We start from the raw sequence: 25,094 nt of genomic DNA, 5'->3' as shown, positions 1-25,094 counted from the left end.
AACGACGAAGGGGCGCGTCCGCCAAGGACGCGCCCCTTTTTCTTTGGGCCTAGAACGGCGGCGGAGGCGGCTGGGTCGCGCCCGACCCGGTCCCCGCCCGCGACGCCGGCGGCGGGGTGGGCGAGGGCGGGTTCGCGCCGGGCGGCCGCACCGGACGGGCCGGTCCGATCAGCTTGCGGAAGCTGAGGCGCACCGTGCGGCCGATCGGGTCGCGGAAGGCTTCCTGATAGGCCTGGGGCGTCTGGCCCGTGCGGTCGTGGACGTCCTGGCGGGTGTCGAACACGTTCTGGAACTGCAGCTGGACGCGCGAGCCGCGCAGCCACGGATGGGCCTGCATCAGCTGGGGCCGCTGCGAGGGGTCCATGAACAGGTTCAGGCTGAACGTCGACTGGTCGCCGAAGAACAGGTCGTTGTCGGCGGTCGCGCCGTTCAGGCGGTAGCTGCTGCGCCAGCTGCCGTTCAGGAACATGCCCATGCCGCTCTTGAACACGCCGACCTGCAGCTGGACCTCGTGCTCGGGACCCGCGCCCGAGCCGCCGTCCAGGCGGTCGATCACCGGCAGGCCGTCGCGGATGGTCACTTCGTCCTTCAGTTTCCAGGTGTGGTAGAGCGAGACCTGCACCTGGCCTTGGCCGGGACGCATGCCGCCGCCGCGGAAGCCGCCGCCACCGCCGCCACCACCACCACCGGGGCCACGGAAACCGCCACCGCCTTCACCGCCGCCGGGAGGCGGGCCGCCGCCGCCCGGACCGCCGCCGGGGAAAGGGGACGGCATTGCGTTGGGCTTGCCGAACGGCCGCGAGAAGTTGAAGCCCCAGCGCACCGTCTCCTGCTCGGACTTGGCGTAGTTCACCGGCCGCGCGTCGATGGCCACCAGCTTGCCCTCGGCGTCGCGGACGATGCGGTCGGGGAAGGCCTGTTCGATGTCGGGCGTGATCGCCGGGAAGCTGTTGATCGAGTCGTCGATGCGGGTGGAGGTGTAGTTGGCGCTGATCTGCAGGTTGCTCTTGGCGTCCTTGGGCAGCGGCTTGATCGTGACGCCCAGCTTGATCACCTGGCGGGTGTCCGAGTTCAGGTCGGGATTGCCGCCCTCAATGCGGGTGATCTGCACGGTCTCGCCGGTGACGAAGTCGTAGGTCGAGACGTTCGGCGTCGACAGGATCGGATCGTTCAGCTGCGAGGCGCTGGGGGCGCCCTGCTCGTGGGTGTAGCTGACCAGGAAGCTGACCGGATCGACCGGCGACCAGTTGGCGCCGCCGCCCAGGGTGGACAGGCCGCCGAAGTCCGACAGCTGCTCGTATTCGAGGTTCAGATTGGCCGACAGATCGCCCACGAACGGCAGCACGCCCTTGGCGCGGCTGGTCAGCGGCACGTTGATGCTGGCCTGCAGGTCGCCGCTGGTGCGGTTGATGTCGTTGCTGACCCCCACGCCGTTGCGCAGGCTGCTGGAGTCGAGGAACTGGGTTCCCGCGCCCACCTTGAAGGTGGTCGACACGCCGCCGGCCGGGGCCTGCAGCAGGTTGCCGACGAACACCGCCTCGGCGTTGGCGACGTTGGAGGTCGAATTGGCCGTGTTGGGCGACTGGCGGCGCAGCATCGAGGCCGGGATGTTGCCGAACGGGTTTTCGCCGCCCGCCACGGCCGCGCCGAACAGCGAGGCGTCCACGCCCCGTCCCGTGGTGGTCTCGCTGGTCGAATAGACGTAGCTGCCGGTGGTGCTCCAGCGCCATTCCTTGATCCGGCCGTTGGCGGCGGCCGACAGGGTGGCCTTCTGGGTGTCGGTCTGGCGCGTCATCGACACGTAGTCGTCGACATAGCGGTAGAGCTCGACGTCCTGGTCGAACGGCGAAGAGGGATTGCCGTCCGGCACGGTCAGGCGCACGCCCGGCAGGCCCATGTAGCTGAGCGAGGTCGTGTCCTCGAAGGCGCCGCTGTAGGTGATCAGCGAAGACTTGCCCAGCGGGCGGGTCAGGGCGCCGGTCAGCGAGGCCGAGGTGGTGCGCGGCGCCAGGCTGCGCCAGGCCGTCAGGTCGTCGCTGGCGACTTCGCCGGCGTGGCTGGTGAAGTCGGCCAGGCTTGCGTTGCCGGTCACGGCCGAGGTCGGCACGGGCATGATCACGTCGGGGCCGATGGGCGCGCCGGTCACGCCCTTGACGTTGCCGGTCAGGTCGTAGGGCTGGTCGGGAGCCGAGCGCCAGACGCCGCGGTCGTTCTCGAACAGGCTGGTGTCGTGCGAGACCTTGGCGTTGAACAGCCAGCGCTGGTCGCCCTGGACGCGGAAGAAGGTCTCGGTGATGTCGGTGGAGGTGCGGTCGCCGGCCGTCGGGACCTTGATGCCCGCCTCGGTGGTCAGGGCGCGGAAGCGGCGGCGCAGCACGATGTTCACCACCCGCTGGTCGGGGCGGTAGCCGTAGGTCAGAGACACTTCCTCGGGCAGGATCTCGAAGCGCTCGATGGCCTCGGGCGGAATGTCGCGGATCTCCTGCATGCCCGAGATGCGGCGGCCGTTGACCAGCATGACGGGCGAGCCGTCGCCCCGGCTCTGGCTGGTGCGCAGCTGCGGCTCGAGGAAGGCCAGCAGTTCGGAGATGCTGCCCGCGCCATAGGCGCGGATCTGGGCCGGGCCCAGGGTCAGTTCGGGCTTGATGTCGCCCTCGACCGAGCCGCGCGGCTTGCCGGCGGTGATCTCGATGGCGTCGACCTCGTTGGCGTAGGGATCGGCCTCGGCGCCGGCGGCCGTGTGCGCCGGCTGCTGCGGTTGCTGTTGCTGCTGCTCGGAGGTCTGCGGCGCCGCGGGCGCGGAATCCGGCGCGCCGTCCAGAGCCGCCGCCAAGCCGATAATCAAGAAAGAGAGCGCCATGAACCCCGTCGGCGATAAGAGTGTGGTCTGCGTGTAAGTACGCAGACATCGTCAAGCTGGGCCTTAGGCAGGCCAAGGCCAGATGACAAGTTACCGATGCTTAAGGTGGATTTGATGCAGGACTGTTACATTCGATGTCGTGGCTGATGCATGAACAGGTTCGCATCACTTAAGTCCCATGCCGTGGGATTTGAGACTAGTTGCGCGGCGATTCTGCGTCGGAGCGCGGCTTTTTCACGCAAGAGCCTCGCGAGAAACCGCCGCCCCGATGCGCGGAGGCAACAGTCAGCCGGCGGTCCATTCGGTGGTGATCGCCGCCACGTCGGGCCGCACCCGCTCCTGCGGGGCTTCGCTGGAGGTCCCCAGATACACGAAGCCGGCCACCAGCTCGCCCTCGGCCAGGCCCAGGATCGCGGTGGCGCGCGGGTCGTAGGAATACCAGTCGGTGATCCAGTTGGCGCCCCAGCCCATGGCGGCGGCGGCCAGCAACAGTTGCTGGCAGACGGCCGAGCCGCTCTGGCGCTGCTCCCATTCGGGGATCTCGCCGGGGATGTGGCGCGAGATCACGGCCACGCAGACCGGCGGGCGGGTCAGCTTGCGCAGGGCGGCGTTGGCCTTGACCGGGTTGGCCTGGCTGTCGGCCAGGGCGGTGATCTTCTCGGCGAAGGCGTCCTTGGCCGCGCCCTTCAGGATCACGAACCGCCAGGGCGCCAGCTTGCCGTGGTCGGGCACGCGGGCGGCCAGGCGCAGCAGGTCCGCCAGTTGGGCGTCGTCGGGGCCGGGCGCGGTCAGGCTCATGGCCGAGGCCGAGCGGCGCTTGGCCAGGAAGTCCAGCACCGCCTGGGACGGCTCGATCGGCAGCACTTGTCCGAATTCGGGGGCGGGGGGAACGGAACCGGTCAAGACGACCTCCAGGAAGAAGGGTAAGCCAAGCACACCTATGGCCGGGCCCTTCCCGCCACAAGTCGCGAGTCGTTCGCATGTCGAAGAATTCCAAGCCCGAATGGCTGAAGCCGCATGGAACGCCCTGGGGCGTGACCAGCAGCAAGCTCGCCTACGACAATCCCTGGATCAGCCTGACCGAATACCAGGCCGTGGCCCCCACCGGGCGGCCGGCGCTCTACGGCAAGGTCACGTTCAAGAACCGGGCGATCGGCATCGTGCCGCTGCACGCCGACGGCACGGTCACCCTGGTGGGGCAGCACCGCTTCCCGCACGCCAACTACAGCTGGGAGATCCCAGAGGGCGGCGCGCCGCTGGACGAGGACCCGCTGGAGGGCGCCAGGCGCGAACTGGCCGAAGAGGTGGGGCTGCTGGCCGGCGACTGGCGGCAAATCCTGGTGATGGAACTTTCCAACTCCATCACCGACGAGATCTGCCACGGATTCCTCGCCATGGACCTGACCCCCACCGACACCGCGCCGGACGAGACCGAGGACCTAGCCGTGGCCCGCGTGCCCTTCGGAGAAGCCCTGGAGGCGGCCGTCGGTGGCCACATGCCCGACTCCTTGACGGTGGCTTTACTGCTCCGCGTGCATCATATGGCGGTGAAGGGCGAGTTGCCCGGCGACCTGGCGAGACTTGTGCTGGCCTAAGCGCGTTCTTAAGTGGCGAACACTTCAGCGGCTTGGCCGTTGAAGCGGTAGGACGTCTGGAGCATTTCTAAAAAAGATGCTCTATAGGCGGCTGGGAGAGGGAGATCCCGATGGCCAAGCATCTCGAAGTGGTGACGCAGGAAACCACGCCGCCCGTCTGGGCCGCCCTACGCAACCAGGCCGAACACGCCGCCAAGGCCGAGCCGGCCCTGGCCTCGCTGCTCAACGCCGTGATCCTCAGCCACGACAACCTGGCCGACGCCCTGACCTTCCAGTTGGCCCGCAAGCTGGGCGACCAGGAAATGCGGGCCATGACCGTCCGCGAGTTCGCCGCCTCGGCCTTCCTGAGCGACCCGTCCCTGGTGGCCGCCGCCGAGGCCGACTTGAAGGCGGTGTTCGAGCGCGACCCGGCCTGCAAGGGCTATGTCCAGCCGTTCCTGTTCTTCAAAGGCTTCCTGGCCCTGCAGACCCACCGCGTGTCGCACTGGCTGTGGAACGAGGGCCGCGAGACCCTGGCCTTCTATCTGCAGAGCCGCGCCAGCGAGGTCTTCCAGGTCGACGTCAATCCGGCCGCCCGCATCGGCAAGGGCGTGTTCATCGACCACGGCACCGGCATCGTCATCGGCGAGACCGCGGTGGTCGGCGACGACGTCTCGATGCTGCACGGCGTGACCCTGGGCGGCACCGGCGCCGAGCGCGGCGACCGCCACCCCAAGATCGGCAACGGCGTCCTGCTGGGCGCGGGCGCCAAGGTGCTGGGCAACATCACCATCGGCGACTACGCCAAGGTGGCCTCCGGCTCGGTGGTGCTGAAACCCGTGCCCCCACACTGCACCGCCGCCGGTGTCCCGGCGCGGATCGTCAACTGCCCGACGTGCGAGGAACCGGCGCGGACGATGGATCATACGCTGGCGGATGTTGTGTACGACTACGTGATCTAGAGCCCCGAAACCCCTCTCTCATAGAGAGAGGGAGGGGCCCATGGCGAAGCCATGGGAGGGTGAGAGGTTACACTCTTTCAGAACCCAGCACTGTCGTTCAGTGGCCTTCGGGCGGTTATCCAATTCGCGGCGGTGGTTGCATCTAGACGGAACGCTAGCGCCTTTCCGGCTGACGGTGAAACCTCTCACCCTCCCACCGCTTCGCGGCGGGCCCCTCCCTCTCTCTATGAGAGAGGGGTTCAGTGCCCGCGCCGCGCCAACTCCGCCTGGACCAGCGCGTGGATGTCGATCCCGTAGATCGTCAGCCCCTCGATGTTGGCGTTGTCGATGGCGACGCCCGACAGGTTCACGTCGGTCAGCCGCGCCCCGCGCAGGTTCACGTTCGAGAAGGCGGCCTCCGCCAGGTTGACGTCGTCGAAGCTCGCGCCGGGCAGGGCGCAGTCGTGGAACACCGCGCCGGCCAGGTTCCGGCGTTCGAACCGCTCGGCTTCAGGCGCGCCGCCGAGCGGCTGGCCCACGTCGATGCGGTTGCCGTCGGGGTCGGCGAAGACGAAAGCGCGCAGGCCGTAGTCCTTGTCGGCCAGCGACTTGATGATCCGCACGCCCGCCTTCACGCAGATCGCGTGCAGGGCGTCGACGTCGTCGACCATCAGGTGGGCGACGTTGGTGGTCGAGGCCTTGTGGTCCTTCACCAGGTTCAAGTGCAGCTCGGCCTTGTCCTTCTCCAGGATCATGAAGCCGACCGGATCGCCGTTCTGAAAGACTTTCTGAAAGCCCAGGACGTCGCGATAGAAGGCGTGGGCCTTGTGGGTGTCGCGCACGAAAATCCCGGCCGCCAGGCGGCCGAAGGCTAGGGTCGAAACAGGTTTGGAAGTCATCGCTCACGGTCTCGTCGGGCGAGCAGGGGCGGCGGTGCGCGTGCTCAGGTGTGGAGCGGTGTCCGTAAGGTCAGTCTGCCATAAGGCGGCGAAGCGTCAAAGGCGCCTCGGCGGGCGCGGCCGGGGACACACGCCTGCGTGTGTCCCCATCGGCTGATCTAGTAAACCACCCCGCCGACGCCGCCGTCGAGGCTGAGGCTCAGGCCCGACTGTTCGCGCACGGTTTCCTCGCGATAGGCGGTGTACTTCTCGGTGGTCAGGATGGTCAGCACCTTCACGCCGGCGCCGTAGCGGCGCAGCAGCGAGCGTTCGTTGCAGTCGCGGGCCGGCTTCTGCGGGCGGCAGGTGGCGTTACCGCCCTGGGCGCCGGGCGCGCCGGGCGAGTAGTAGAGCGCTTCGTTCTTGCCGCAGACATAGGTCTCGCCGCCGAAGTTCGCCTCGCTGTAGCCCTCGTAGGCGCCGATCACGTATTGCATGCGCGAGCCGGCGATGCAGCGATAGAGCTCGCCGTCGTAGTCGCGGTCGATGTCGCGGTCGGGGGTGACCTGCGAGGCCGGATGGGGCACGTCGCGGTCGTCCAGGCAGACGGCGCGGATGACCACGCGCTTGAAGGTGGTGCGGGTGGCCTCGTAGGCGGCGCGGCGGCGGCCCTCGGCGCCTTCCACGTTCAGGCCCTGGATGTAGCCGGTCGAGACCGGGCCGGAATAGTAGCCGCCGTGCGTGCCGCCGCCGTAATAGACGGTCGAGCCGGCCGAGGCGCCGGCGCCCGCACCGGCCCCCGCGCCGGCCGTGGCCGTGCTGGTCGCCGAGGCGCTGGCGTTGACGACCACCGAGCCGCCGACGTGGATGTTGATGCCGGGCACATAGACGTTGTGGCCGCCGCCGCAGGTGTTGCAGCCCGACGGCGGGGTGGGCGGACGCGGCGGGGCCGGCGGCGGGGTGCAGCAGGTGGGCGGCGTGGGCGTGCAGCCGCTGTTGCACTGGGCGTAGGCGACCCCGCCGAGCACGAGCGCGCCCAGGGCTGTAGCCAGGCCGATCCACAGCTTGGACAAGGTCATTTTCGGCGCCTGCATAGGCCTCTTCCCTTCACAACACGTCGGCGTGCCGCGTGGCTGAAAGCCAAGCAAGAAACGCGCCATGCTCGGCGTTCCACCGGGAAACTGTCCCAGGACGATACGGTCCGGGGACTGGCCCGGTTCTCCCTGCAAGCCCGATGCGGTCGAAAAGGGGACCGCGAGTGAGCCCGCGAGGGGAACGACGATGTTCCATCCAAGCACGGAACGATTGATAGACTATTGGCGTAGCAAGGCCGTTAACGACGCCGTGCCCGCGCGCGCCGACGTCAGTCCGGGCGATTTCCTGGATCTGCTGCCGCAGGTGTTCATCCTGGGGCGTGACGGTTCGGGCCGCTATCCGGTGCGTCTGGCGGGCGGTTTCGTCACCGATCTGCACGCTCGCGACCTGCGCGGCGAGGACGCCCTGGGCTTCTGGGCCCTGTCGCACCGTCTGGAGGTCAAGTCGGCCCTGGAGGTCGCGCGCCGCCGGGGCGAGCCGACGGTGATCACCGCCGATATCCGCGCCGTGGGCGCGCCGTCGGTGGGCATGGAGGTGCTGCTGGCGCCGATGGTCGGCGTCGACGGCGAGGTCGACCGGTTTTTGGGCCTCTACCAGCCCATCGCCATGATCCAGCGCCTGATGGGCCGTCCGGCCTCGGAGCTGGGCGTGCGCAAGATCCAGGCCCTGGGCCCCGCCAACGAGGAGGCGCCGCGCCTGCGGCTGGCCACCCTGCACGGGCGCCTGATCGCTTAGGGGAATTTCGGAGCTTTTCCGTCCTGGGGGGGCGGAAGGGGCGGCGCGGGCAGGGGGCGCGCCGCACGAACGGGAAGGGGGCGCCGGAGGGCGACCCCTTCCCGTTTTTCGTTTCTAAAACCCGCTCATTGGACCGAACGCGTTGACCTAACCCGCCGCGTTCAGGCTCTCGATCACCTCGGCCGGAAGGGTCAGGCGGGCGGCGGCCATCAGCTCGTTCAGTTGCTCGACGCTGGTGGCGCTGGCGATGGGGGCGGTGATGGCCGGGTGGGCCATGATCCAGGCCAGGGCCACCTGGGCCGGGCTGGCCGAGACGGCCTTGGCGGCGGCGTCCAGCGCAGCCAGCACCCGCAGGCCCTTGTCGTTCAGATAGCGCCCCACCGTGCGGCCGCGCGCCTTGCCCTCCAGGTCGGCGGCGTCGCGGTACTTGCCGGTCAGGAAGCCGGCGGCCAGGCCGTAATAGGGGATCACACCCAGGCCCTCGCGCGCGGTCAGGGCGGCCAGGGCGCCGTCCACCTCCTCGCGGTCATAGAGATTGAACTTGGGCTGGATCGTCTCGTAGCGCGGCAGGCTCTTGTCGGCCGAGGTCCTCAGCGAGGCTTCCAGGCGCTCGACCGTGAAGTTGGAGGCCCCGATGGCGCGCACCTTGCCGGCCTTCACCAGGCGCTCATAGGCCTCCAGCGTCTCGTCGATGGGGGTGTCGGCGTCGTCCTGGTGGGATTGATAGAGGTCGATGTAGTCGGTCTGCAGGCGCTTGAGCGAGCCCTCGACGGCGGCGGCGATATTGGCCGCGGACAGGCCCGGCTGGGCCGGCCACATGGCCACCTTGGTCAGGATCAGCACGTCGTCGCGCTTGCCCCGCGCCTTGAGCCAGCGACCGATCACGTTCTCGGACTCGCCGCCCGCGTGGCCCGGGACCCAGGCCGAGTAGACGTCGGCGGTGTCGACCGCGTTGAAGCCGCCGTCGACGAAGGCGTCCAGCAGCCGGTGCGAGGTGGCCTCGTCGGCGGTCCAGCCGAAGACGTTGCCGCCGAACACCAGCGGTGCGGTGGAGAGGCCCGAGCGGCCGAGGGGGCGGTGGTTCATGGGATCGTCCTTCGTGAGAGCGGCCCCTTAGATATCCTCTCCCAGAGGGAGAGGAAGGGGCCCGCCGCGAAGCGGTGGGAAGGTGAGGGGTTACACCGTCGGACGGCGTGCCGGCAGGGCGCTGAGAGAACTGCGGTGAGGGTGTAACCCCTCACCCTCCCACGCCTGCGGCGCGGGTCCCTCCCTCTCCCTCTGGGAGAGGGTTACTTTCAAGCCGCCGCCGCCCGTCCGTCCTCGAACACCGGCGCGTCCACCGGCGCCAGCGTCGCCTTGCCCCGGATCAGGTCGCTGGCCCGCTCAGCGATCATGATGGTGGGGGCGTTGGTGTTGCCGCCGATCAGGGTGGGCATGACCGAGGCGTCGATCACCCGCAGGCTCTCGATCCCCTGCACCCGCAGCTGGTCGTCGACCACGGCCAGCGGGTCGCCCGCGGCCCCCATGCGGCAGGTGCCGACCGGGTGGTAGATGGTCTCGGCCTTGGCGCGGATCCAGGCATCGATGTCGGCGTCGGTCTTCACCTCGGCGCCCGGCGCGTATTCGGCGTCGCGATAGGGATCCAGCGCCGCCTGGGCCACCACCTCGCGGCCGATCTTCACCCCCTCGCGGATCGCGCGGCGGTCCTCTTCGGTCGACAGATAGTTGGCCAGGATGGTCGGATCGGCGAACGGATCGGCCGAGCGCAGCCCCACCTTGCCCCGGCTCTCGGGACGTAGCTGGCAGACGTGCAGTGTGAAGCCGTCCTTCTCGACCATGGTCTTGCCGTGGTCCTGCATGATGGCCAGCACGCCGTGGATCTGCAGGTCGGGGCGGTCCAGGTCCGGGCGCGACTTGAGGAACGCGCCGCTCTCCAGGAACTGCTGGCGGCCCAGCCCCTTGCCCAGCAGCATGTAGGACAGGCCCGTACCCAGCTTGTTCAGCCCCTTGTTGGCCGAATAGGCGGTGACCAGGTTCTTGCTGGTCCACGACAGGCAGACGTCCAGGTGGTCCTGCAGGTTGGCGCCGACGCCCTTGCTCTCATGCACGGTGGCGATGCCATGGGCCTTCAGGTCGTCCGGCGCGCCGATGCCCGACAGCTGCAGGATGTGGGGCGATTGCACCGCCCCGGCGCTGAGCAGCACCTCGGCGTCGGCATGGGCGACCAGCCGCTCGGGGTTGGCGCCCACCACATATTCGACGCCGATCGCCTTGTTCTTCTCGACCAGGATGCGCGTGGTGCGGGCTTCGGTCACGCAGGTCAGGTTCGGGCGCGAAAGGGCCGCCGTCAGATAGGCTGCCGCCGCGCTCCAGCGCTTGCCGTCGCGGATGGTCAGGTCGTAGGGGCCGAAGCCCTCCTGGCGGAAGCCGTTGAAGTCCTGGGTCACCGCGTGTCCCGCCTGGCGGCCGGCCTCGATCAGGGCCGGATAGAACGGGCTCTTGGACTCCCCGCGCGACACGTGCAGCGGGCCGGCCCCGCCGTGATAGGGGTCGCCCCCGCCGTGGTGGGTCTCAGAGCGCTTGAAGTAGGGCAGGACCTCGGCATACGACCAGCCATTGAGCCCCATCTGCCGCCACTGGTCGTAGTCGCGCGCGTGGCCTCGGATGTAGATCATGCCGTTGATCGCCGAGCTGCCGCCCAGGCCCTTGCCGCGCGGCCACCACAGCTTGCGGAAGTTCAGGCGCGGCTCCTCCTCGGTCCAGAAGCCCCAGTTCTGGTCGCCCTTGGCCTTGATCAGCTCGCCCACGCCGGCGGGCATGCGCACCAGGATCGAGCTGTTCTTGCCGCCGGCCTCCAGCAGCAGGACCTTGACGTTCGGGTCTTCGGTCAGGCGCGCGGCCAGGACGCAGCCGGCCGAACCGGCGCCGATGATGACGTAGTCGTAGCGCGTGCTGGCCATGGCCCGACGTCGCCTCCCTGGAATGTTATCGTTGTTAAGACAGAGAGTGACCCGGCTTTCGGCGGGCGGCAAGAGGCCGTTACGTCAAGCCGGCGGCCACGTCCGTGATCAGGGCGCGCAGCCAGCGGTGGGCCGGGTCGTGGCGGTAGCGGACGTGCCAGCCCATGTGCATGGGGAAGGTTCCGAGATCCACCGGGGCGGGCACGATCTTCAGCCGTGGATCGCGCGACAGCTGGCGGCAGATCAGGCGGGGCAGGGTGGAGCAGTAGTCGGTGCCGGCCACGATCTCGGGCACGGCCAGGAAGTGGGTCACCGACACGGCCACCTCGCGGCGCAGGCCCTGCTGGCCCAGGGCCTGGAAGAGGCCCGCCCGCAGCCGGCCCGGCGGCAGGACATTGACGTGCTTCAGCGCCTCGTACTGCTCGCGCGAGATCGTGTCGCCGACCTCCGGGTGGTCGGCGCGCACCACGCAGGCCAGGCCGTCGTCCATCAGGTGCTGGACCACCAGGTTGTCGGGCGGATCGACCAGGCGCCCCAGCACCATCGCCGTCTCGCCCGAGATCACCCCGGTCTCGGCGAGATCCGTACCGAACGGGATCAGCCGCAGCTTGATGCCCGGGGCCCGCCGGCGCAGCTGGGCGACGATGGCCGGGGCCATGACGAACTCGACATAGCTGTTGGGCGCGATGACGAAGAGGCGGTCGGCCGTCAGCGGATCGAAGTCCTGCTGGCCCAGCACGATGTCGTCCAGTCGCGCCAGGGCCTCGGCGATGGCCGGCGCCATCTCCTCGGCCTTCTGGGTGGGTTTGACCCCGTAGCGCTCGCGGATGAACAGCGGGTCGCGCAGGGTGACGCGCAGGCGCGCCAGAGCGTTGGACAGGGCCGGCTGGGTCATGCCCAGCCGCTGGGCCGCGCGTGTGACGCTGCGCTCCTCCATCAGGGCCGCGAACACCGGCAGCAGGTTGAGGTCGTACCGCATGCGACATCACTGTGATGAATATCTACAATCACAGCAATAAACTTCTGCAATATGTGCCTGGGGCGCATGGTGAGGCCGTCCAAGAGGACGCCACGCAAACTTCCAGACCGCAGGAGGTCACCATGTCGAAGGGTAAGGTTCTCATCGTCGGCTCCAACGCCACCCGGATCGAAATCCGTGGCGGCGGCTTCGGGGCCACCGGTCAATATCTGAACGAGACGGTCGTCCCGGCCATGGCCCTGGTCGACGCCGGCTACGAAGTCGTGCTGGCCACGCCCAATGGCCAGAAGCCGCACATCGACCCGGCGTCCGACAGCGCCGACCACTTCGGCGGCGACGAGGCCGCCTGGCGCCGGGCCCGGGCCTTCTACGACACCGACCCGGCCATGAACGCCGTGCGCACCCTGGGCGCGGTGATCGCGGAGGGCCTGGACCGCTATGCCGGCGTCTTCGTGCCCGGCGGCCAGGCCCCGGTGGTCGACCTGATGCAGGACGTGGAGCTGGGCCAGATCCTTCGCCACTTCCACGAACGCGCCAAGCCGACGGCCCTGCTATGCCATGGCCCCATCGCGGTGGTCTCGGCCATGCCGCACGCCCGCGAGTTCCGCGCCGCCCTGATGGCCGGCGACACCGCCAAGGCGGTCGAATGGTCGAAGGGCTGGCCCTATGCCGAATACCGGATGACCGTTTTCTCCAATACCGAGGAGAAGGTGGTGGAGGACCATATCCTCGACGCCAAGCTCTACTTCAACGTGGCGGACGCGCTGGAAATCGCGGGCGGCGAGGTGATCGTCAACCCGGTGGATTTCGAGCCCAACGTCGTGGAGGACCGCGAGCTGATCACCGGCCAGAACCCCCGCTCGGACCATCCGCTGGCCGCCAAGCTGGTGGCCGCTCTCGACCGCGCCCTGGTCGCGGCCTGACCGTTTTGGTCTCCGGCGGCGCATCCGCCGGGGACTGGCCTCGAATTAAGGAAAACCCGATGTCGAACCTCGTGAAGATCACCGCGATCCTGAGCGCCAAGCCGGGCAAGGCCGCCGCGCTCGAGGCCCTGCTCTTCGGCATGGCTCCGGCCTGCCGGGCCGAGCCGGGGAACCTGCGCTGGGACGTCTGGCGCGACAAGGCGCAGGCCGACCGCTTCGTGCTGGACGAGCTCTATGTCGACGACGACGCCGTCGCCGCGCACCGCCAGACCCCGCACTTCCAAGACTATTTCGCCCGGATCAACGACCTGGCCGACCGCACGGCCCTGGTCCTGGATCCCGTCAATCTTGCCTGAGCGCAAAGCTCAGAACCCAAAAGGATAAGACCATGTCCCTGAAAGACATCCTCCCCAGCCGCCTGGGCTTCGGCGCCGCGCCCCTGGGCAACATGTTCCGCGATATCCCCGAGGCCGAGGCCCAGGCCACCGTCGAGGCCGCCTGGAACGACGGCATCCGCTACTTCGACAACGCCCCGTTCTATGGCGCGGGCCTGGCCGAGATTCGCATGGGCCAGGCCCTGGCCGGCAAGCCCCGCGACCAGTACGTGATCAGCACCAAGGTCGGCCGGGTGATCCTGGACGAGGTGGAAGACGCCGGCGCCCGCGACAACGGCGAGAAGGGCGACGTCTTCAAATACGGTCGTCCCAACAAGGTGGTGAACGACTATTCCGAGGACGCCACCCTGCGGTCCATCGAGGACAGCCTCAAGCGCCTGAACACCGACCACATCGAGATCGCCTTCGTCCACGACGTGGCCCAGGACTTCTACGGCGACAGCTGGCTGGAGGTGTTCGAGAGCGCGCGCAAGGGCGCCTTCAAGGCCCTGGACCGGCTGCGCGACGAAGGGGTGATCAAGGCCTGGGGCCTGGGCGTCAACCGCGTCGAACCGATCGAGATCCTGATGGACCTGGAAGGCCCGCGCCCCGACGCCTTCCTGCTGGCCGGCCGCTATACCTTGCTGGACCACGACCGCGCCTTGCAGCGGGTGATGCCGACCGTGGCCCAGAAGGGCCTGGGCATCGTCGTGGGCGGTCCCTACAGCTCCGGCGCCCTGGTGGGCGGTCCCAACTTCGAATACGCCCCGGCCACCCCGGCCATCCTCGACAAGGTGGCTCGCATCAAGGCCATAGCCGACCGCCACGGGATCAGCATGAAGGCCGCCGGCCTGCAGTTCTCCCTGGCCAACCCGGCCGTCGCCGCCGTGATCCCCGGCGCCAGCCAGCCCAGCCGCATCGCCGAGGACAGCGCGGCCCTTGCCGAGGTGGTGCCGACCGACTTCTGGCGGGAGCTGCGCGAGGCGGGGTTGGTGAACCCGGCCGCGCCGTTGCCGGGGCTTTAAATACTACCGTCATCCCGGGCCTTGTGCCCCGGGACCCCTCTGTCCGCCGCAAGTGCGGGAGGGTGGCGCGCTGGCGCGCCAATGCACTTCACGTGGAAGCTGAACCAGGGGTCCCGGGCACAAGGCCCGGGATGACGGCGTTGGAGGAGGGGCTTAACCCCCGGCGCCCGCTGTCCGCTCCGAGCCTTCCCGCCCCGCCTCCAGCGCCCGGGATACCGCCGCCAGCAGGTCCTCCCGCCGGATGGGCTTGGCGACGTGGTCGTTCATGCCGGCGGCGCGGCAGCGGGCGATCTGGTCGGGCAAGACGTCGGCGCTGAGGGCGATGATCGGGGCGGCGCCGCGCGGCGCGGGCAGGGCGCGGATGGCCCGGGTGGCGGCCAGGCCGTCCATGCCGGGCATGTGCACGTCCATCAGGATCAGGTCGAAATCGTCGAGCCGCGCGGCCTCTACGGCCTGGACGCCGTCGTCGGCGGTGACCACCTCGCAGCCGGCCAGGGTCAGCAGGGCGTGGCCCAGCTCGCGGTTCATCGGATGGTCGTCGACCAGCAGCACGCGCGGCGCGTGGTCGACGTCCAGCACCACGGGCGCGGCGGTCGCGGCGACGTCGGCCGGGGCCACGGTCTGGGCGGTCAGGGCGATCCAGAAGCGCGAGCCTTGGCCCGGCGCGCTGTCGACGCCGATCTCGCCGCCCATCTGGGTGACCAGGGCCTTGCTGATCGCCAGGCCAAGACCCGCGCCGCCGTAGCTGCGGCTGATCGAGCTGTCGGCCTGGCTGAAGCGGCGGAAGAGGCGGGCCTGCACCTCCGGAGCGATGCCGATGCCGGTGTCGGTGACCTCGAAGCGCAGGTCGCCCGGGCCGGGGCCGATGGCCAGCCGCGCCACGACCTCGCCCTGGGCGGTGAATTTCAGGGCGTTGGACAGAAGGTTCAGCAGCACCTGGCGCAGGCGGGTCTCGTCCAGGGCCAGGCGGGCGGCTTCGTCGCCCTGGCCGGTGGTCTCGATCCGCACCGACAGGGCCAGGTCCTTGGCCTGGGCGGCCGGGGCGACGATGGCGGCGGCGTCACGCAGCAGGGCGGCGGGCGAGACCGGCTCCAGCCGCAGGTCCAGCCGCCCGGCCTCGACCTTGGCGAAGTCCAGCAGGTCGCCGACGATCTCGGCCAGGGAGCGGCCGGCGCGCTCGACCAGGTCCAGCCGGCGGCGGCTCTCGGCCGACAGGCCGGGGTCCTCGCCGACCAGGGCGGCGAAACCCAGGATGCTGTTGAGCGGGGTGCGGATCTCGTGGCTGATCGTGGCCAGGAAGTCGGACTTGGCCTGGTTGGCGGCCTGGGCCCGGCCTTGCGCGGCGCGGGCGACGGCCTGGCGGCGGACCAGCAGGGCCTGCAGCCGCGTCTGGCGGCTGAGCGCCAGGGCGGCGACCAGGCAGACGGCGTACAGCACCAGGTGAAACAGCTGAGCCTCGCGGATGGGGGCCAGCGCCACGGCGGGGTCCAGGCCGAACTTGCGGATCACGGCCGGGATCGTCGCGGCCATCGACAGGGTGACGACGATCGCCGCCGCCCGGGGACCGCCCCGGAACACCGCCAGCATGGCGGGAGCGAACAACAGCACCTGCAGCGCGTTGCCGGCCGAGAACACGACCACGGCGGTGGCCATGACCAGGGTGGTTCCGGCCAAGGATTCGATCAGCGGCACCCGGAAGCCCTGCAGGTGGCGGCGGTCGAACAGGATCAGCACCGTCGGGATGGCCATGGCCGCGCCCAGGACGTTGGAGGTCATCCAGCCGTGCCAGTCGGTGAAGAACGGCTTGCCGACGTCGAGGGACAGCAGGCCGCTCTGGAGCACGCCGGTGGCCGCCGTGAACAGGGTGGCCACCGAGGTCAGGGTCAGAAGGCCGCTCATGCTGCGGATGCGGGTGGGCAGGTGGAGGGCCTGCACCAGCATCACCAGGCCGACGATCTGCAGGTTGTCCAGGACGGTGACCTGGATGGCGAAGCGCAGGGTGTCCTCGGCCACCAGCTCCAGGATGATGTGCAGGATCGAGGTCAGGACCAGGAAGAGGGTCCCGTAACGGCGGTTCAGCAGCAGCAGGCCGGCGACGGCCACGGCGTTGGCGGTCCAGATCGTGGGCAGGCCATGGGTGGCGCCGGCCAGGAACACGCTGTAGCAGACGGCCGCGACATAGGCGGCCGTGAGGATCGCCAGGCGGCGGTTCACCGGACTCCAAGCTCGCCGAAGATTCACCGCTGAACTCGCACCCCACGCCATCGCGTCAGACTGCCATGGAATCCGTCGGTTTTCCGTTAAGTCCGGTCAGTCCCGCCGCGACAGTTCGGCGCGGTAGCGTTGCCAGTTGGCGACATAGCCCATGGCCGAGGCCTGCAGGACGAAGGCGTGCTGCTCGCCGATCTCGCGCACCACCTTGCCCGGCGCGCCCATGACCATGGAGTTGTCGGGGATCTCCTTGCCCTCGGTGATCAGGGCGCCGGCGCCGATCAGGCAGTTCTTCCCGATCCTGGCGCCGTTGAGCACGATCGAGCCGATGCCGATCAGCGAGCCATCGCCGATCGTGCAGCCGTGAAGCATCACCATGTGGCCGATCGTCACGTTCGCGCCGATGGTCAGCGGGCTTCCGATGTCGGTGTGCAGTACTGAGCCGTCCTGGACGTTGGTGTTCTCGCCGATCTCGATCGGATCGTTGTCGCCGCGAACTATTGCGCCCCACCAGATGCTGGAATTGCGCCGCATAATGACGTTTCCCATCACGGCGGCATTGGGCGCGATCCAATATTCGCCTTCAGGGGGGAGCTGGGGACCTGTGGCGCCCAAGGAATAGACAGTCATCCGTACACACCGTGTTCTAAAAGCGGGCAGGGCCTTAACGGCTCATAAACCATACGAGCCCCATTGTATTTGTGCGATTCGAGGGGGAACACTCCCATATCGGGAGACATTCTTCCTTGTATCCGAGCCGCGCTCGATCGCCGAACGCGGCCTCCCGGTAACGGAGACCTTGGGTGTCGGTTTTGGGGTTTGGGCGTTCATTTCCGCCTTCGGGGGCAAGCTCCGAACCGCCCGGCCGCGCTCGCGTCTTCGTTTCTTTCCTCCCCACCTGCTCCAAGGACGTCGCCATCCGGCCGCGTCCTTTTTTCATGCCTGAATGGAGGCTTACATGACCAAGCGAGCTCTCAAGCGGATGGTGCGCGAAGGCGCGAACGACGCTGGCCGTTACGACGACGACGCCAAGGTGCGCCGCCTGCCGGTGGAGCACCGCAATGCTTGGTCGCCGCTGGGAACGCCGGGACACGAGGACCGGGACCAGGGTTACCTCAAAACGATCAAACCCAAATCGCCAGGCCAGGCCAGCCTGATGGAGGCGATCGACGACAAGAACCTGATCATGGCCCTGGGCCCGGCCGGCACCGGCAAGACCTACATCGCCATCGCCAAGGCCGTCGAAGCCCTGGAGGCCGGCAAGGTCGGCCGCATCGTGCTGTCGCGCCCCGCCGTCGAGGCCGGCGAGTCGATCGGCTACCTGCCGGGCGACATGGAAGACAAGCTGGCCCCCTATCTGCGCCCGCTCTACGACGCGCTGAGCGACCGCCTGTCGGTCAAGCGCATGCGCGCCCTGATGGCCGAGGGGGCGATCGAGATCGCGCCGGTCGGCTTCATGCGCGGCCGCACCCTGAACAACGCCTTCGTGGTGATCGACGAGGCCCAGAACTGCACCTACATGCAGCTGAAGATGCTGCTGACCCGCCTGGGCTGGAACTCGACCATGGTCGTCACCGGCGACCCGAACCAGTCGGACCTGCTGCCGGGCATCTCGGGCCTGGCCGAGGTGTCGGACAAGTTCGAGGCGGTCGAGAACATCGCGGTGGTCCGCCTGGCCGATCGCGACATCGTCCGCCACCCGCTGGTCGCCGAGATGCTGGGCGTTCTTTAGGCGCCTGCCGCCGGCGCGAGGGGCAAGCCTTCGCGCCGGCGGTCATGCCTGTTGACTTGCAATCTTAAGTGGCGTCACCTTCCTGTCGTAGGAAGCCATTGGAGGGTGAGATGATGAAGCGCTTGATCATTGCCGGGCTGCTGTGCGCCGCCTCGGCCTTCCCGGCCCAGGCCGCCAAAACGCCCTCCACGCCTTCGGGCCTGCCGCCGGCCAGCGGCTATTACGTGGCGCCGACCCTCAATCCGCTGGCGACCGACCAGGCGCTCTGGAGCGCGGCCCTGTCCGGATCGGGCGTGTTGGCGCCGACCAAGACCCAGTGGATGAACGCCCGTCGCGCTGCCGAGCTGATCAACGCCGGTCAATGCCGCGAGGCCTACGACTACGCCATGAAGAGACGCGACAAGTTCCTGGCGACCCGCGTGACGCAGGTCTGCAGCGGCGGTTCGTGACGAGGCGCCAGACGGCCGGCCTCGCGGGGCCGGCCGTCTCGATCTCGACCTTTTAGACTCATGGGAGAGCGACCTTGAAAAGTCTGATGATCGGCCTGATCTGCGCCGCCTCGGTGGCGGCCCCCGCCTTCGCGGGCGAGGCCCCGCAGTATCGGGTCTCGGGCGACAACACCGTCGTCCTGCCCAAGATCTCGGGGCCGCCGCTGCCGCCGCTCATCAGCGGACGAGCGCAGTGGAACACCAGCTTCAGCGCGTACCAGGCCCTGCCGACGCCGGCCCAATGGTCGCGCGCCCGACAGGCCGCGACCCTGATCAACGCCAATCGCTGCTCGGACGCCTACCAACTGGCGGTCGACGCCAGGGACACCAGGCTGGCGACACGGATCGAAGAGGTTTGCTCGGCTTCGCGGTCATAAACGACCCGCAAAACGCAAAAATGCGGAACAAGGCTTGAGTTTGGGGCGGTCGGACGTGCAAGGTCCGACCGCCTTAACTGTTTTCAGGACCCTGCATGTCGTCCGACGCCGCTACGACTCCCCGTTCGGAGTTCACTATCCGAGGGGTCCTTCTCGGGATCGCCATCACCATCATCTTCACCATGGCTCAGGTCTATCTGGGCCTGAAGGTGGGTCTGACCTTCGCCACCTCGATCCCGGCCGCCGTCATCTCGATGGCGCTGCTGCGGATGTTCCGGACCGGCACCATCCAGGAAAACAACATCGTCCAGACCATTGCGTCCGCAGCCGGGACGCTGTCGTCGGTGATCTTCGTGCTGCCGGGCCTGCTGATGATCGGCTGGTGGAGCCAGGTGCCGTTCCTGGCCACCTTCGGGGCCTGCCTGGTCGGCGGCATCCTGGGCGTGATGTACACCATCCCCCTGCGCCGGGCCTTGGTGACCAATTCCGACCTGCCCTATCCGGAAGGCGTCGCCGCCGCCGAGGTGCTGAAGGTCGGCACCGGCTCGCGGGCCGGCGCGGCCGAGGGGCAGAAGGGCCTGGTCGCCGTGGTGCTGGGCACCGTCGCCTCGGCCCTGTTCGCGGCGCTCGCCGCCGCCAAGATCTTCGCCGCCGAAGTGGCCGGCTACTTCAAGGCCGGAGCCGGCGCGACCGGCCTGGGCGCCTCCAGCTCGCTGGCCCTGATGGGCGCGGGCCACCTGATGGGCATCACCGTCGGCATCGCCATGTTCGCGGGCCTCGCCATCGCCTGGGGCGTGCTGGTGCCGCTCATGACCAGCCTGCACCCGATGGAAGGCGTCACCGTCGCCAAGCACGCCCTGACCGTCTGGAAGACCGAGGTGCGCTTCATGGGCGCCGGCGTCATCGGCGCCGCCGCCATCTGGACCCTGGGCAAGCTGGCCCTGCCGATCTGGTCGGGCCTGGTCTCGGCCTTCGAAGCCAACAAGGCCCGCAAGGTCGGCGGCGCGGTCATCCCGCGCACCGAGCAGGACATTCCGATCGGCATCGTCGGCCTGGTGTCGCTGCTGCTGCTGGCCCCGGCCGGCTGGTTCCTGGCCCACTTCCTGACCGGCGGCCCGATCGCCAGCCTTTCGGCGCCCCTGGTGGCCATCGGCATCGGCTATGTGCTGATCGCCGGCCTGCTGGCCGCCGCCGTCTGCGGCTACATGGCCGGCCTGATCGGCTCGTCCAACAGCCCCGTCTCGGGCATCGCCATCCTGACCGTGCTGGGCGCCTCGCTGATGGTCGGCGTCGTCGGCCGCGGCGTCATCGGCCCCGACATCGCCAAGGCCCTGGTCGCCTACGCCCTCTACGTCACCACCATGGTGCTGGCCGTGGCCGTGGTCGCCAACGACAACCTGCAGGACCTCAAGACCGGCCAGCTGGTCGACGCCACCCCGTGGAAGCAGCAGGTGGCCCTGATCATCGGCGTCACCGCCGGCGCCATCGTCATCCCCTTCGTGCTGGAACTGCTGAACCAGTCGAACGGCTTCTCCGGCGCGGCCAACCTCAACACCGTTCCCGGCGCCACGCCGCTGGACGCGCCGCAAGCGACCCTGATCTCGACCCTGGCCAAGGGGGTGATCGCTCACGACCTGAACTGGACCCTGCTGGGCTACGGCGCCCTGATCGGCCTGGGCCTGGTGCTGGTCGACATCGTCCTGCGCCGGGCCAGCAACGGCCGTTTCAGCCTGCCGCCCCTGGGCGTGGGCCTGGCCATCTACCTGCCCAGCGCGGTCACCGCGCCGGTGGTGGTCGGGGCCCTGGCCGGCTGGATCTACGAGAAGGTGGTCGCCAAGGATCGCATGGCCGAACCGGCCAAGCGCCTGGGCGTGCTGGTCGCCTCGGGCTTCATCGTCGGCGAGAGCCTGTTCAATGTCGCCTTGGCCGTGATGATCGTCGTCACCCAGAAGGCCTCGCCCCTGGAGGTCCCCTTCGCGCCGTCCGAGCACGTGGGCATGATCTTCGCCCTGATCGCCGCCGCGGTCGTGGTGACGGGGCTCTACGGCTGGGCGCGGAAGTCGGCGAACCAGATCCAGGCCTGATCGCGCCGACCTGATCGGAGAAAGGGACCCGGAGGGCGAGAGCCTTCCGGGTCTTTTTCGTTTCTGGCGTCCTTCTCCCCTTGCGGGAGAAGGTGGCCGCCGAAGGCGGTCGGATGAGGGGTTGAAAGTCCTGTCCGGCAAGGGCTGTGCGACCCCTCACCCGACCCCGCTTCGCGGGGCCACCCTCTCCCGCAAGGGGAGAGGGAAGCGTCCTAAACCGCCTCCAGCACCGTCAGCACCTGCTCGCATCGGAACCGGAAGCCCAGCGCCTCGTAGAGGGCGATGGCGCCGGCGTTGTGGTCATAGCTGTGCAGGAACGGGGTTTCGCCGCGCGCGACGATCTTGTGGGCCACGTGCAGCATCAGCTTGGCGGCGTAGCCCTTGCCGCGATGGTCGGGATGGGCGCAGACGGCGCTGACCTCGGTGAAGCCCTCGGGCCGCATCCGCTCGCCGGCCATGGCGACCAGGCGCCCATCGACCTTCACCCCGACGAACTCGCCCAGCTGATGGGTGCGCGAGAAGAACGGCCCCGGCGCGGTCAGGGTGGCCAGGGCCACCATCTCCGGGCTGTCGGCGTCGGTCAGGGGCGTGATCTCGAAATCGACGGGCCTAGGGGCCGCCAGGATTTCGGCGACCATCTGGTTCAGCACCGCGCGGCGATTGACCCGCGTGCCCGGGACGGGCGGCGGATCGAAGCGCTCGACGATCCCCACCTCGCCGGGATGGGCGCGGACCAGCCGGCCCAGGGCCTCCAGCGTCTCGGGCGCATGGTCGGCCGTGGCGACGAACAGGCCGATCTCGGGATCCACCCGCAGGGCGCCGCCGTCGCGCAGCGTCAGAGGCGCCTGGCGCGTGGTGAAGGCGTTCCAGACCACGCGGTCGAGGGGATGGGCGGTCATCTGCAGTAAACCTCGATCAGCGCCTTCACCGCTCCGACCACGGCCAGGGCGGGCTTGTCGTCGTCGTCGAACATCTGGCTGGAGGTGAAGACGCCCTCGATCAGCAGCATCATCGCATCGCCCAGGGCCTTGGGATCGGACGCGCCCATCTCGACGGCCTTGGTCCGCAGCCGCGCGCGCAGGTCCTGCTTGTGCCCTTGCGAGACCGCCCGGCCGGCATGGTCGCGGTCGGGATATTCGACCACGGCGTTGGACAGGGCGCAGCCGCGATAGTCGGCCCCGCCCGAGCGCGCGGCCAGGCCTTCGAAATAGGCCACCATCTGGGCCTTGGGATCGTCAGGGAAGGCGGCCTCGGCCGACTCGAACCGCTCCCAGAAGCCGGTCTCGACCTCGCGCAGCACGGCGGCCACCAGCTCGTCCTTGGACTTGAAGCTGCGATAGAGGCTGGGCTTGGTCACGCCCGCCTTGGTGACGATCTCGTCGACTCCCACCGCGCGGATACCCTCGCGATAGAACAGGTCCCGCGCGGTCTCGAAGATGCGCTCGGCCGCGCGCGCCCCGGGATTGTAGGGCTGCAGGTGAGGGGGAATTTCGTTGTTTTTCGTCATGGCGCTTGACGATGTTACTTACCGGTACGTATGCATGGCGACAAGCCCCGTACCGATCGGTTACATCGCATGATCCAGACGCTCCGCCGCACCCTTGGAAACCGCTACGCCTTCGTCGTGGCCGTAGCGACCTTCCTGGCCCTCCTGTCGGCCGCCGGCCTGCGCGCCGCGCCGGGCGTGCTGATCCTGCCGCTGGAGAAGGCCTTCCATTGGGATCGCGGCGCGATCAGCCTGGCCGCCGGGATCGGCATCTTCCTCTACGGCCTGACCGGACCGTTCGCGGCGGCGCTGATGCAGTCGTTCGGCGTGCGCCGCACGATCGGCCTGGCCTTGCTGCTGATGGCGGTCTCGACCGGGCTCTCGAGCTTCATGACCCAGAGCTGGCAGTACGTGGCCACCTGGGGCGTGATGGCGGGCGTGGGCAGCGGGGCGGTGGCCATGGTGCTGGGCGCGACCATCGTCAATCGCTGGTTCGTGGCGCGGCGCGGCCTGATGCTGGGTCTGCTGACGGCGGCGACGGCGACCGGCTCGCTGATCTTTCTGCCGGCCATGGCGTGGATCGCAGACCACGGCGGCTGGCGGCCGGTGGTGCTGACCGTAGCCGCCGTCGCGGCGATCATGGCCCCGATCTGCTGGTGGCTGATCCCCGAAAGCCCCGACGCCATCGGCCAGCGCCCGTTCGGCGCGCCTGAAGACTGGACCCCGCCGCCCAGAGGTTCGGCCGCCAACGCTCTCTCCGCCGCGTTCGGGGCCCTTCATCGCGCGTCCAAGACTCGCACCTTCTGGCTGCTGTTCGGCGGCTTCTTCATCTGCGGCCTGACCACCAATGGCCTGATCGGCGTGCACATGATCGCCTTCTGCGGCGACCGTGGCATGCCCGAGGTCAAGGCCGCCGGCCTGCTGGCCCTGATGGGATTGTTCGACCTCTTCGGCACCACGGCCTCGGGCTGGCTGACCGACCGCTACGATCCGCGCAAGCTGCTGTTCGTCTATTACGCCCTGCGCGGCCTCTCGCTGATCTACCTGCCGTTCTCGGACTTCTCGCTGATGAGCCTGTCGGTCTTCGCGGTGTTCTATGGCCTCGACTGGATCGCCACTGTGCCGCCCACCGTGCGCCTGGCCACCGAGGCGTTCGGCGACCGCGACGGGCCCATCGTGTTCGGCTGGATCGGGGCGGGCCACCAGCTGGGCGCGGCGACGGCCGCCATCGGCGCGGGCGTGATCCGCGCGCAGCAGGGGCAATACATGGAGGCCTTCATCATCGCCGGCGTCGCGGGCCTTCTGGCGGCGGGCGCGTCGCTGATGGTGCGGCGGGGGATGGTCGCCGGGGCGGTGGCCTAGGCAGCCCACGGATCGAGGATCGGTCCGCCCCAACCTTGGAAGTCTCGGACGTTGCGTGTCACGAGGGTAAGGTCGTGGACCTCGGCCGTCGCCGCGAGGAAGGCGTCGATCGCGGGCATGGTCCGGCGAGCATTTTCGGCCGCTCGCCGAATGCGTCCTTGGGCCATGGCGATCTCGGCGTCGACCGGCAGGAGGCGTCCGTCGAAGTCGACAATCACGCTGCCGAGCCACTGACGAAGGTCATCGGCCTTGCGACCGGCCGGGAGGCTCTCGATCCCATAGCGGGCTTCGGCGAGAGTCACGACACTGACAAAGAGGGTCGTGATCGGCTGAGCTTCCAGCCACGCCGTCACCGCCGGACTCGGAACCAGCTTGGTGGAATCCGACAGGACGTTGGTGTCGAGCAGGAACATCAGAAGCTGATGACGCGACCCGGATCTTGGTCACGGCTGAACACCGCGTCGTGTTCATCGTCGCTCAGAACTCGAAAACGGGAATCGAGCCAGGCGGGGGCGCGCTTCGGGGCGCCGCTACCGACTTCGCTGAGCCGCCGGTAGTCCTCGGCCGACAGCACGACGGCGGCGTCCTTGCCGTTCTTGGTCAGATGCTGGGGGCCCTGCGTCTTGGCCCGCTCGACCACTTCGCTCAGCTTGGCCTTCGCGTCGGCCAGGCTCCAGGTTCCATCGGGCATGCCGCCCTCCAATGACCACTTCGACCAAAAGATAGTCAAAGTGGTCATTTTTGCCAAGCGGCGGAGAGGCCTTAGCCTTCCAGGTCTTCGGCCAGGATCGCCATTTCGAACATGAACGAGCCGTCCTCGTCCTCGTCCTGGAAGACGACGCCGATGAATTCGCCCTTCACCTCGACCTCGGCCGAGTCCTTCTGCTTGGGACGGGCCTTCAGGGCGATGTGCGGGTTGCCGAAGGTGCGCTTCAGATGGGCTTCGATCTTGGCGATGGTGGCGGCGTCCATGACGGCTCCTGATAGGTTGGGGCGCGCGAGGGCGCGGG

The 25,094-nt window shown here is 68.8% G+C and carries 25 protein-coding genes and 1 pseudogene; 12 read left to right on the top strand and 14 right to left on the bottom strand.

Going from position 1 to position 25,094, the window contains the following annotated elements:
- Positions 1-49 precede the first annotated feature (49 nt).
- Together AC07OA_RS00180 and AC07OA_RS00175 are read right to left on the bottom strand one after the other, a co-directional pair.
- Positions 50-2,860 (bottom strand): Plug domain-containing protein, encoded by a 2,811-nt coding sequence (locus AC07OA_RS00180; RefSeq protein ID WP_494661741.1) that lies wholly within the window; start codon positions 2,858-2,860, stop codon positions 50-52.
- A 285-nt stretch (positions 2,861-3,145) separates the two neighbouring features.
- Positions 3,146-3,763 carry a nitroreductase family protein gene (locus AC07OA_RS00175; RefSeq protein ID WP_494661740.1) on the bottom strand — a complete coding sequence of 206 codons (618 nt, stop codon included), beginning with the start codon at positions 3,761-3,763 and terminating at the stop codon, positions 3,146-3,148.
- 77 nt (positions 3,764-3,840) lie between these two features.
- On the opposite strand from AC07OA_RS00175, the gene AC07OA_RS00170 reads away from it, so the two are divergent.
- Together AC07OA_RS00170 and cysE are read left to right on the top strand one after the other, a co-directional pair.
- Entirely contained in the window at positions 3,841-4,455 is a 615-nt protein-coding gene (locus AC07OA_RS00170; protein WP_494661739.1) for an NUDIX domain-containing protein, read from the top strand.
- Between the two features lie 110 nt (positions 4,456-4,565).
- Positions 4,566-5,396: a serine O-acetyltransferase gene (gene cysE / locus AC07OA_RS00165; RefSeq protein WP_494661738.1), complete on the top strand. Its 831-nt coding sequence runs from the start codon at positions 4,566-4,568 to the stop codon at positions 5,394-5,396.
- Positions 5,397-5,635: 239 nt separating this feature from the next.
- On the opposite strand, the gene AC07OA_RS00160 is transcribed toward cysE, so the two are convergent.
- On the bottom strand, positions 5,636-6,274 hold the full coding sequence (locus tag AC07OA_RS00160; RefSeq protein WP_494661737.1) for a glyoxalase superfamily protein: 639 nt from the start codon (positions 6,272-6,274) through the stop codon (positions 5,636-5,638).
- Between the two features lie 158 nt (positions 6,275-6,432).
- Complete coding sequence (locus AC07OA_RS00155; RefSeq protein ID WP_494661736.1) at positions 6,433-7,347, bottom strand: hypothetical protein; 915 nt, start codon at positions 7,345-7,347, stop codon at positions 6,433-6,435.
- A gap of 187 nt (positions 7,348-7,534) precedes the next feature.
- Between AC07OA_RS00155 and AC07OA_RS00150 the strand changes: the two genes are divergently transcribed.
- Entirely contained in the window at positions 7,535-8,083 is a 549-nt protein-coding gene (locus tag AC07OA_RS00150) for a PAS domain-containing protein (RefSeq protein WP_494661735.1), read from the top strand.
- A 147-nt stretch (positions 8,084-8,230) separates the two neighbouring features.
- Here the strand turns inward: AC07OA_RS00150 and AC07OA_RS00145 are convergent, their stop codons facing one another.
- Entirely contained in the window at positions 8,231-9,169 is a 939-nt protein-coding gene (locus tag AC07OA_RS00145; RefSeq protein WP_494661734.1) for an aldo/keto reductase, read from the bottom strand.
- 37 nt (positions 9,170-9,206) lie between these two features.
- On the opposite strand from AC07OA_RS00145, the pseudogene AC07OA_RS00140 reads away from it, so the two are divergent.
- Positions 9,207-9,284: pseudogene (locus tag AC07OA_RS00140) on the top strand (hypothetical protein); the annotation flags it as partial.
- Between the two features lie 94 nt (positions 9,285-9,378).
- Here the strand turns inward: AC07OA_RS00140 and AC07OA_RS00135 are convergent.
- A complete protein-coding gene (locus AC07OA_RS00135) occupies positions 9,379-11,043 on the bottom strand; it encodes a choline dehydrogenase (RefSeq protein WP_494661733.1) in 1,665 nt (554 codons plus the stop codon).
- A gap of 79 nt (positions 11,044-11,122) precedes the next feature.
- On the bottom strand, positions 11,123-12,022 hold the full coding sequence (locus AC07OA_RS00130; protein ID WP_494661732.1) for a LysR family transcriptional regulator: 900 nt from the start codon (positions 12,020-12,022) through the stop codon (positions 11,123-11,125).
- A 122-nt stretch (positions 12,023-12,144) separates the two neighbouring features.
- Between AC07OA_RS00130 and AC07OA_RS00125 the strand changes: the two genes are divergently transcribed.
- From AC07OA_RS00125 to AC07OA_RS00115, 3 genes are read left to right on the top strand one after another with little or no spacing between them, the layout of a single operon-like run.
- The gene (locus AC07OA_RS00125; protein ID WP_494661731.1) at positions 12,145-12,945 is read left to right on the top strand and encodes a type 1 glutamine amidotransferase domain-containing protein; all 801 of its coding nucleotides are present in this window, start codon (positions 12,145-12,147) and stop codon (positions 12,943-12,945) included.
- 59 nt (positions 12,946-13,004) lie between these two features.
- Complete coding sequence (locus AC07OA_RS00120) at positions 13,005-13,301, top strand: putative quinol monooxygenase (protein ID WP_494661730.1); 297 nt, start codon at positions 13,005-13,007, stop codon at positions 13,299-13,301.
- A 32-nt stretch (positions 13,302-13,333) separates the two neighbouring features.
- On the top strand, positions 13,334-14,344 hold the full coding sequence (locus tag AC07OA_RS00115) for an aldo/keto reductase (RefSeq protein ID WP_494661729.1): 1,011 nt from the start codon (positions 13,334-13,336) through the stop codon (positions 14,342-14,344).
- Positions 14,345-14,497: 153 nt separating this feature from the next.
- Here the strand turns inward: AC07OA_RS00115 and AC07OA_RS00110 are convergent, their stop codons facing one another.
- A complete protein-coding gene (locus AC07OA_RS00110; protein ID WP_494661728.1) occupies positions 14,498-16,558 on the bottom strand; it encodes a hybrid sensor histidine kinase/response regulator in 2,061 nt (686 codons plus the stop codon).
- Positions 16,559-16,654: 96 nt separating this feature from the next.
- The gene (locus AC07OA_RS00105) at positions 16,655-17,185 is read right to left on the bottom strand and encodes a gamma carbonic anhydrase family protein (protein WP_494661727.1); all 531 of its coding nucleotides are present in this window, start codon (positions 17,183-17,185) and stop codon (positions 16,655-16,657) included.
- A gap of 316 nt (positions 17,186-17,501) precedes the next feature.
- Here AC07OA_RS00105 and AC07OA_RS00100 point away from each other — a divergent pair, with 316 nt between their 5' ends.
- From AC07OA_RS00100 to AC07OA_RS00085, 4 genes are all read left to right on the top strand, one after another.
- A complete protein-coding gene (locus tag AC07OA_RS00100) occupies positions 17,502-18,287 on the top strand; it encodes a PhoH family protein (RefSeq protein WP_494661726.1) in 786 nt (261 codons plus the stop codon).
- 110 nt (positions 18,288-18,397) lie between these two features.
- A complete protein-coding gene (locus AC07OA_RS00095) occupies positions 18,398-18,736 on the top strand; it encodes a hypothetical protein (protein WP_494661725.1) in 339 nt (112 codons plus the stop codon).
- Positions 18,737-18,810: 74 nt separating this feature from the next.
- Positions 18,811-19,152: a hypothetical protein gene (locus AC07OA_RS00090; protein WP_494661724.1), complete on the top strand. Its 342-nt coding sequence runs from the start codon at positions 18,811-18,813 to the stop codon at positions 19,150-19,152.
- 95 nt (positions 19,153-19,247) lie between these two features.
- The gene (locus tag AC07OA_RS00085) at positions 19,248-21,236 is read left to right on the top strand and encodes an OPT family oligopeptide transporter (protein ID WP_494661723.1); all 1,989 of its coding nucleotides are present in this window, start codon (positions 19,248-19,250) and stop codon (positions 21,234-21,236) included.
- A gap of 212 nt (positions 21,237-21,448) precedes the next feature.
- Here the strand turns inward: AC07OA_RS00085 and AC07OA_RS00080 are convergent, their stop codons facing one another.
- Positions 21,449-22,135: a GNAT family N-acetyltransferase gene (locus AC07OA_RS00080; protein WP_494661722.1), complete on the bottom strand. Its 687-nt coding sequence runs from the start codon at positions 22,133-22,135 to the stop codon at positions 21,449-21,451.
- The gene (locus AC07OA_RS00075; RefSeq protein ID WP_494661721.1) at positions 22,132-22,743 is read right to left on the bottom strand and encodes a TetR/AcrR family transcriptional regulator; all 612 of its coding nucleotides are present in this window, start codon (positions 22,741-22,743) and stop codon (positions 22,132-22,134) included. The genes AC07OA_RS00080 and AC07OA_RS00075 overlap by 4 nt, the downstream gene beginning before the upstream one ends.
- Before the next feature lie 69 nt (positions 22,744-22,812).
- On the opposite strand from AC07OA_RS00075, the gene AC07OA_RS00070 reads away from it, so the two are divergent.
- Complete coding sequence (locus tag AC07OA_RS00070) at positions 22,813-24,084, top strand: MFS transporter (protein WP_494661720.1); 1,272 nt, start codon at positions 22,813-22,815, stop codon at positions 24,082-24,084.
- Here AC07OA_RS00070 and AC07OA_RS00065 read toward each other — a convergent pair.
- The 3 genes from AC07OA_RS00065 to AC07OA_RS00055 form a co-directional block, all read right to left on the bottom strand.
- A complete protein-coding gene (locus tag AC07OA_RS00065; RefSeq protein WP_494661719.1) occupies positions 24,081-24,497 on the bottom strand; it encodes a type II toxin-antitoxin system VapC family toxin in 417 nt (138 codons plus the stop codon). The two genes, AC07OA_RS00070 and AC07OA_RS00065, sit on opposite strands and share 4 nt — an antisense overlap.
- The gene (locus tag AC07OA_RS00060; protein ID WP_494661718.1) at positions 24,497-24,775 is read right to left on the bottom strand and encodes a type II toxin-antitoxin system Phd/YefM family antitoxin; all 279 of its coding nucleotides are present in this window, start codon (positions 24,773-24,775) and stop codon (positions 24,497-24,499) included. The genes AC07OA_RS00065 and AC07OA_RS00060 overlap by 1 nt, the downstream gene beginning before the upstream one ends.
- A 71-nt stretch (positions 24,776-24,846) precedes the next feature.
- A complete protein-coding gene (locus tag AC07OA_RS00055; protein WP_494661717.1) occupies positions 24,847-25,056 on the bottom strand; it encodes a DUF3126 family protein in 210 nt (69 codons plus the stop codon).
- Between the last annotated feature and the right edge of the window lie 38 nt (positions 25,057-25,094).

It is taken from the genome of Caulobacter sp. GW821-FHT09B08 (genome assembly GCF_059418225.1).
Note: the sequence above shows the minus strand (reverse complement) of the source record. Positions and strands in the feature narration are given on the sequence as shown.

Coding starts and splice junctions, on each gene's coding strand:
- AC07OA_RS00100 (WP_494661726.1), top strand. CDS start 17,502: ATGGAGGCTTACATGACCAAGCGAGCTCTCAAGCGGATGGTGCGCGAA.
- AC07OA_RS00160 (WP_494661737.1), bottom strand. CDS start 6,274: ATGACTTCCAAACCTGTTTCGACCCTAGCCTTCGGCCGCCTGGCGGCC.
- AC07OA_RS00080 (WP_494661722.1), bottom strand. CDS start 22,135: ATGACCGCCCATCCCCTCGACCGCGTGGTCTGGAACGCCTTCACCACG.
- AC07OA_RS00170 (WP_494661739.1), top strand. CDS start 3,841: ATGTCGAAGAATTCCAAGCCCGAATGGCTGAAGCCGCATGGAACGCCC.
- AC07OA_RS00180 (WP_494661741.1), bottom strand. CDS start 2,860: ATGGCGCTCTCTTTCTTGATTATCGGCTTGGCGGCGGCTCTGGACGGC.
- AC07OA_RS00085 (WP_494661723.1), top strand. CDS start 19,248: ATGTCGTCCGACGCCGCTACGACTCCCCGTTCGGAGTTCACTATCCGA.
- AC07OA_RS00075 (WP_494661721.1), bottom strand. CDS start 22,743: ATGACGAAAAACAACGAAATTCCCCCTCACCTGCAGCCCTACAATCCC.
- AC07OA_RS00060 (WP_494661718.1), bottom strand. CDS start 24,775: ATGCCCGATGGAACCTGGAGCCTGGCCGACGCGAAGGCCAAGCTGAGC.
- AC07OA_RS00135 (WP_494661733.1), bottom strand. CDS start 11,043: ATGGCCAGCACGCGCTACGACTACGTCATCATCGGCGCCGGTTCGGCC.
- AC07OA_RS00130 (WP_494661732.1), bottom strand. CDS start 12,022: ATGCGGTACGACCTCAACCTGCTGCCGGTGTTCGCGGCCCTGATGGAG.
- AC07OA_RS00065 (WP_494661719.1), bottom strand. CDS start 24,497: ATGTTCCTGCTCGACACCAACGTCCTGTCGGATTCCACCAAGCTGGTT.
- AC07OA_RS00120 (WP_494661730.1), top strand. CDS start 13,005: ATGTCGAACCTCGTGAAGATCACCGCGATCCTGAGCGCCAAGCCGGGC.
- AC07OA_RS00070 (WP_494661720.1), top strand. CDS start 22,813: ATGATCCAGACGCTCCGCCGCACCCTTGGAAACCGCTACGCCTTCGTC.
- AC07OA_RS00105 (WP_494661727.1), bottom strand. CDS start 17,185: ATGACTGTCTATTCCTTGGGCGCCACAGGTCCCCAGCTCCCCCCTGAA.
- AC07OA_RS00055 (WP_494661717.1), bottom strand. CDS start 25,056: ATGGACGCCGCCACCATCGCCAAGATCGAAGCCCATCTGAAGCGCACC.
- cysE (WP_494661738.1), top strand. CDS start 4,566: ATGGCCAAGCATCTCGAAGTGGTGACGCAGGAAACCACGCCGCCCGTC.
- AC07OA_RS00095 (WP_494661725.1), top strand. CDS start 18,398: ATGATGAAGCGCTTGATCATTGCCGGGCTGCTGTGCGCCGCCTCGGCC.
- AC07OA_RS00145 (WP_494661734.1), bottom strand. CDS start 9,169: ATGAACCACCGCCCCCTCGGCCGCTCGGGCCTCTCCACCGCACCGCTG.
- AC07OA_RS00150 (WP_494661735.1), top strand. CDS start 7,535: ATGTTCCATCCAAGCACGGAACGATTGATAGACTATTGGCGTAGCAAG.
- AC07OA_RS00115 (WP_494661729.1), top strand. CDS start 13,334: ATGTCCCTGAAAGACATCCTCCCCAGCCGCCTGGGCTTCGGCGCCGCG.
- AC07OA_RS00125 (WP_494661731.1), top strand. CDS start 12,145: ATGTCGAAGGGTAAGGTTCTCATCGTCGGCTCCAACGCCACCCGGATC.
- AC07OA_RS00155 (WP_494661736.1), bottom strand. CDS start 7,347: ATGCAGGCGCCGAAAATGACCTTGTCCAAGCTGTGGATCGGCCTGGCT.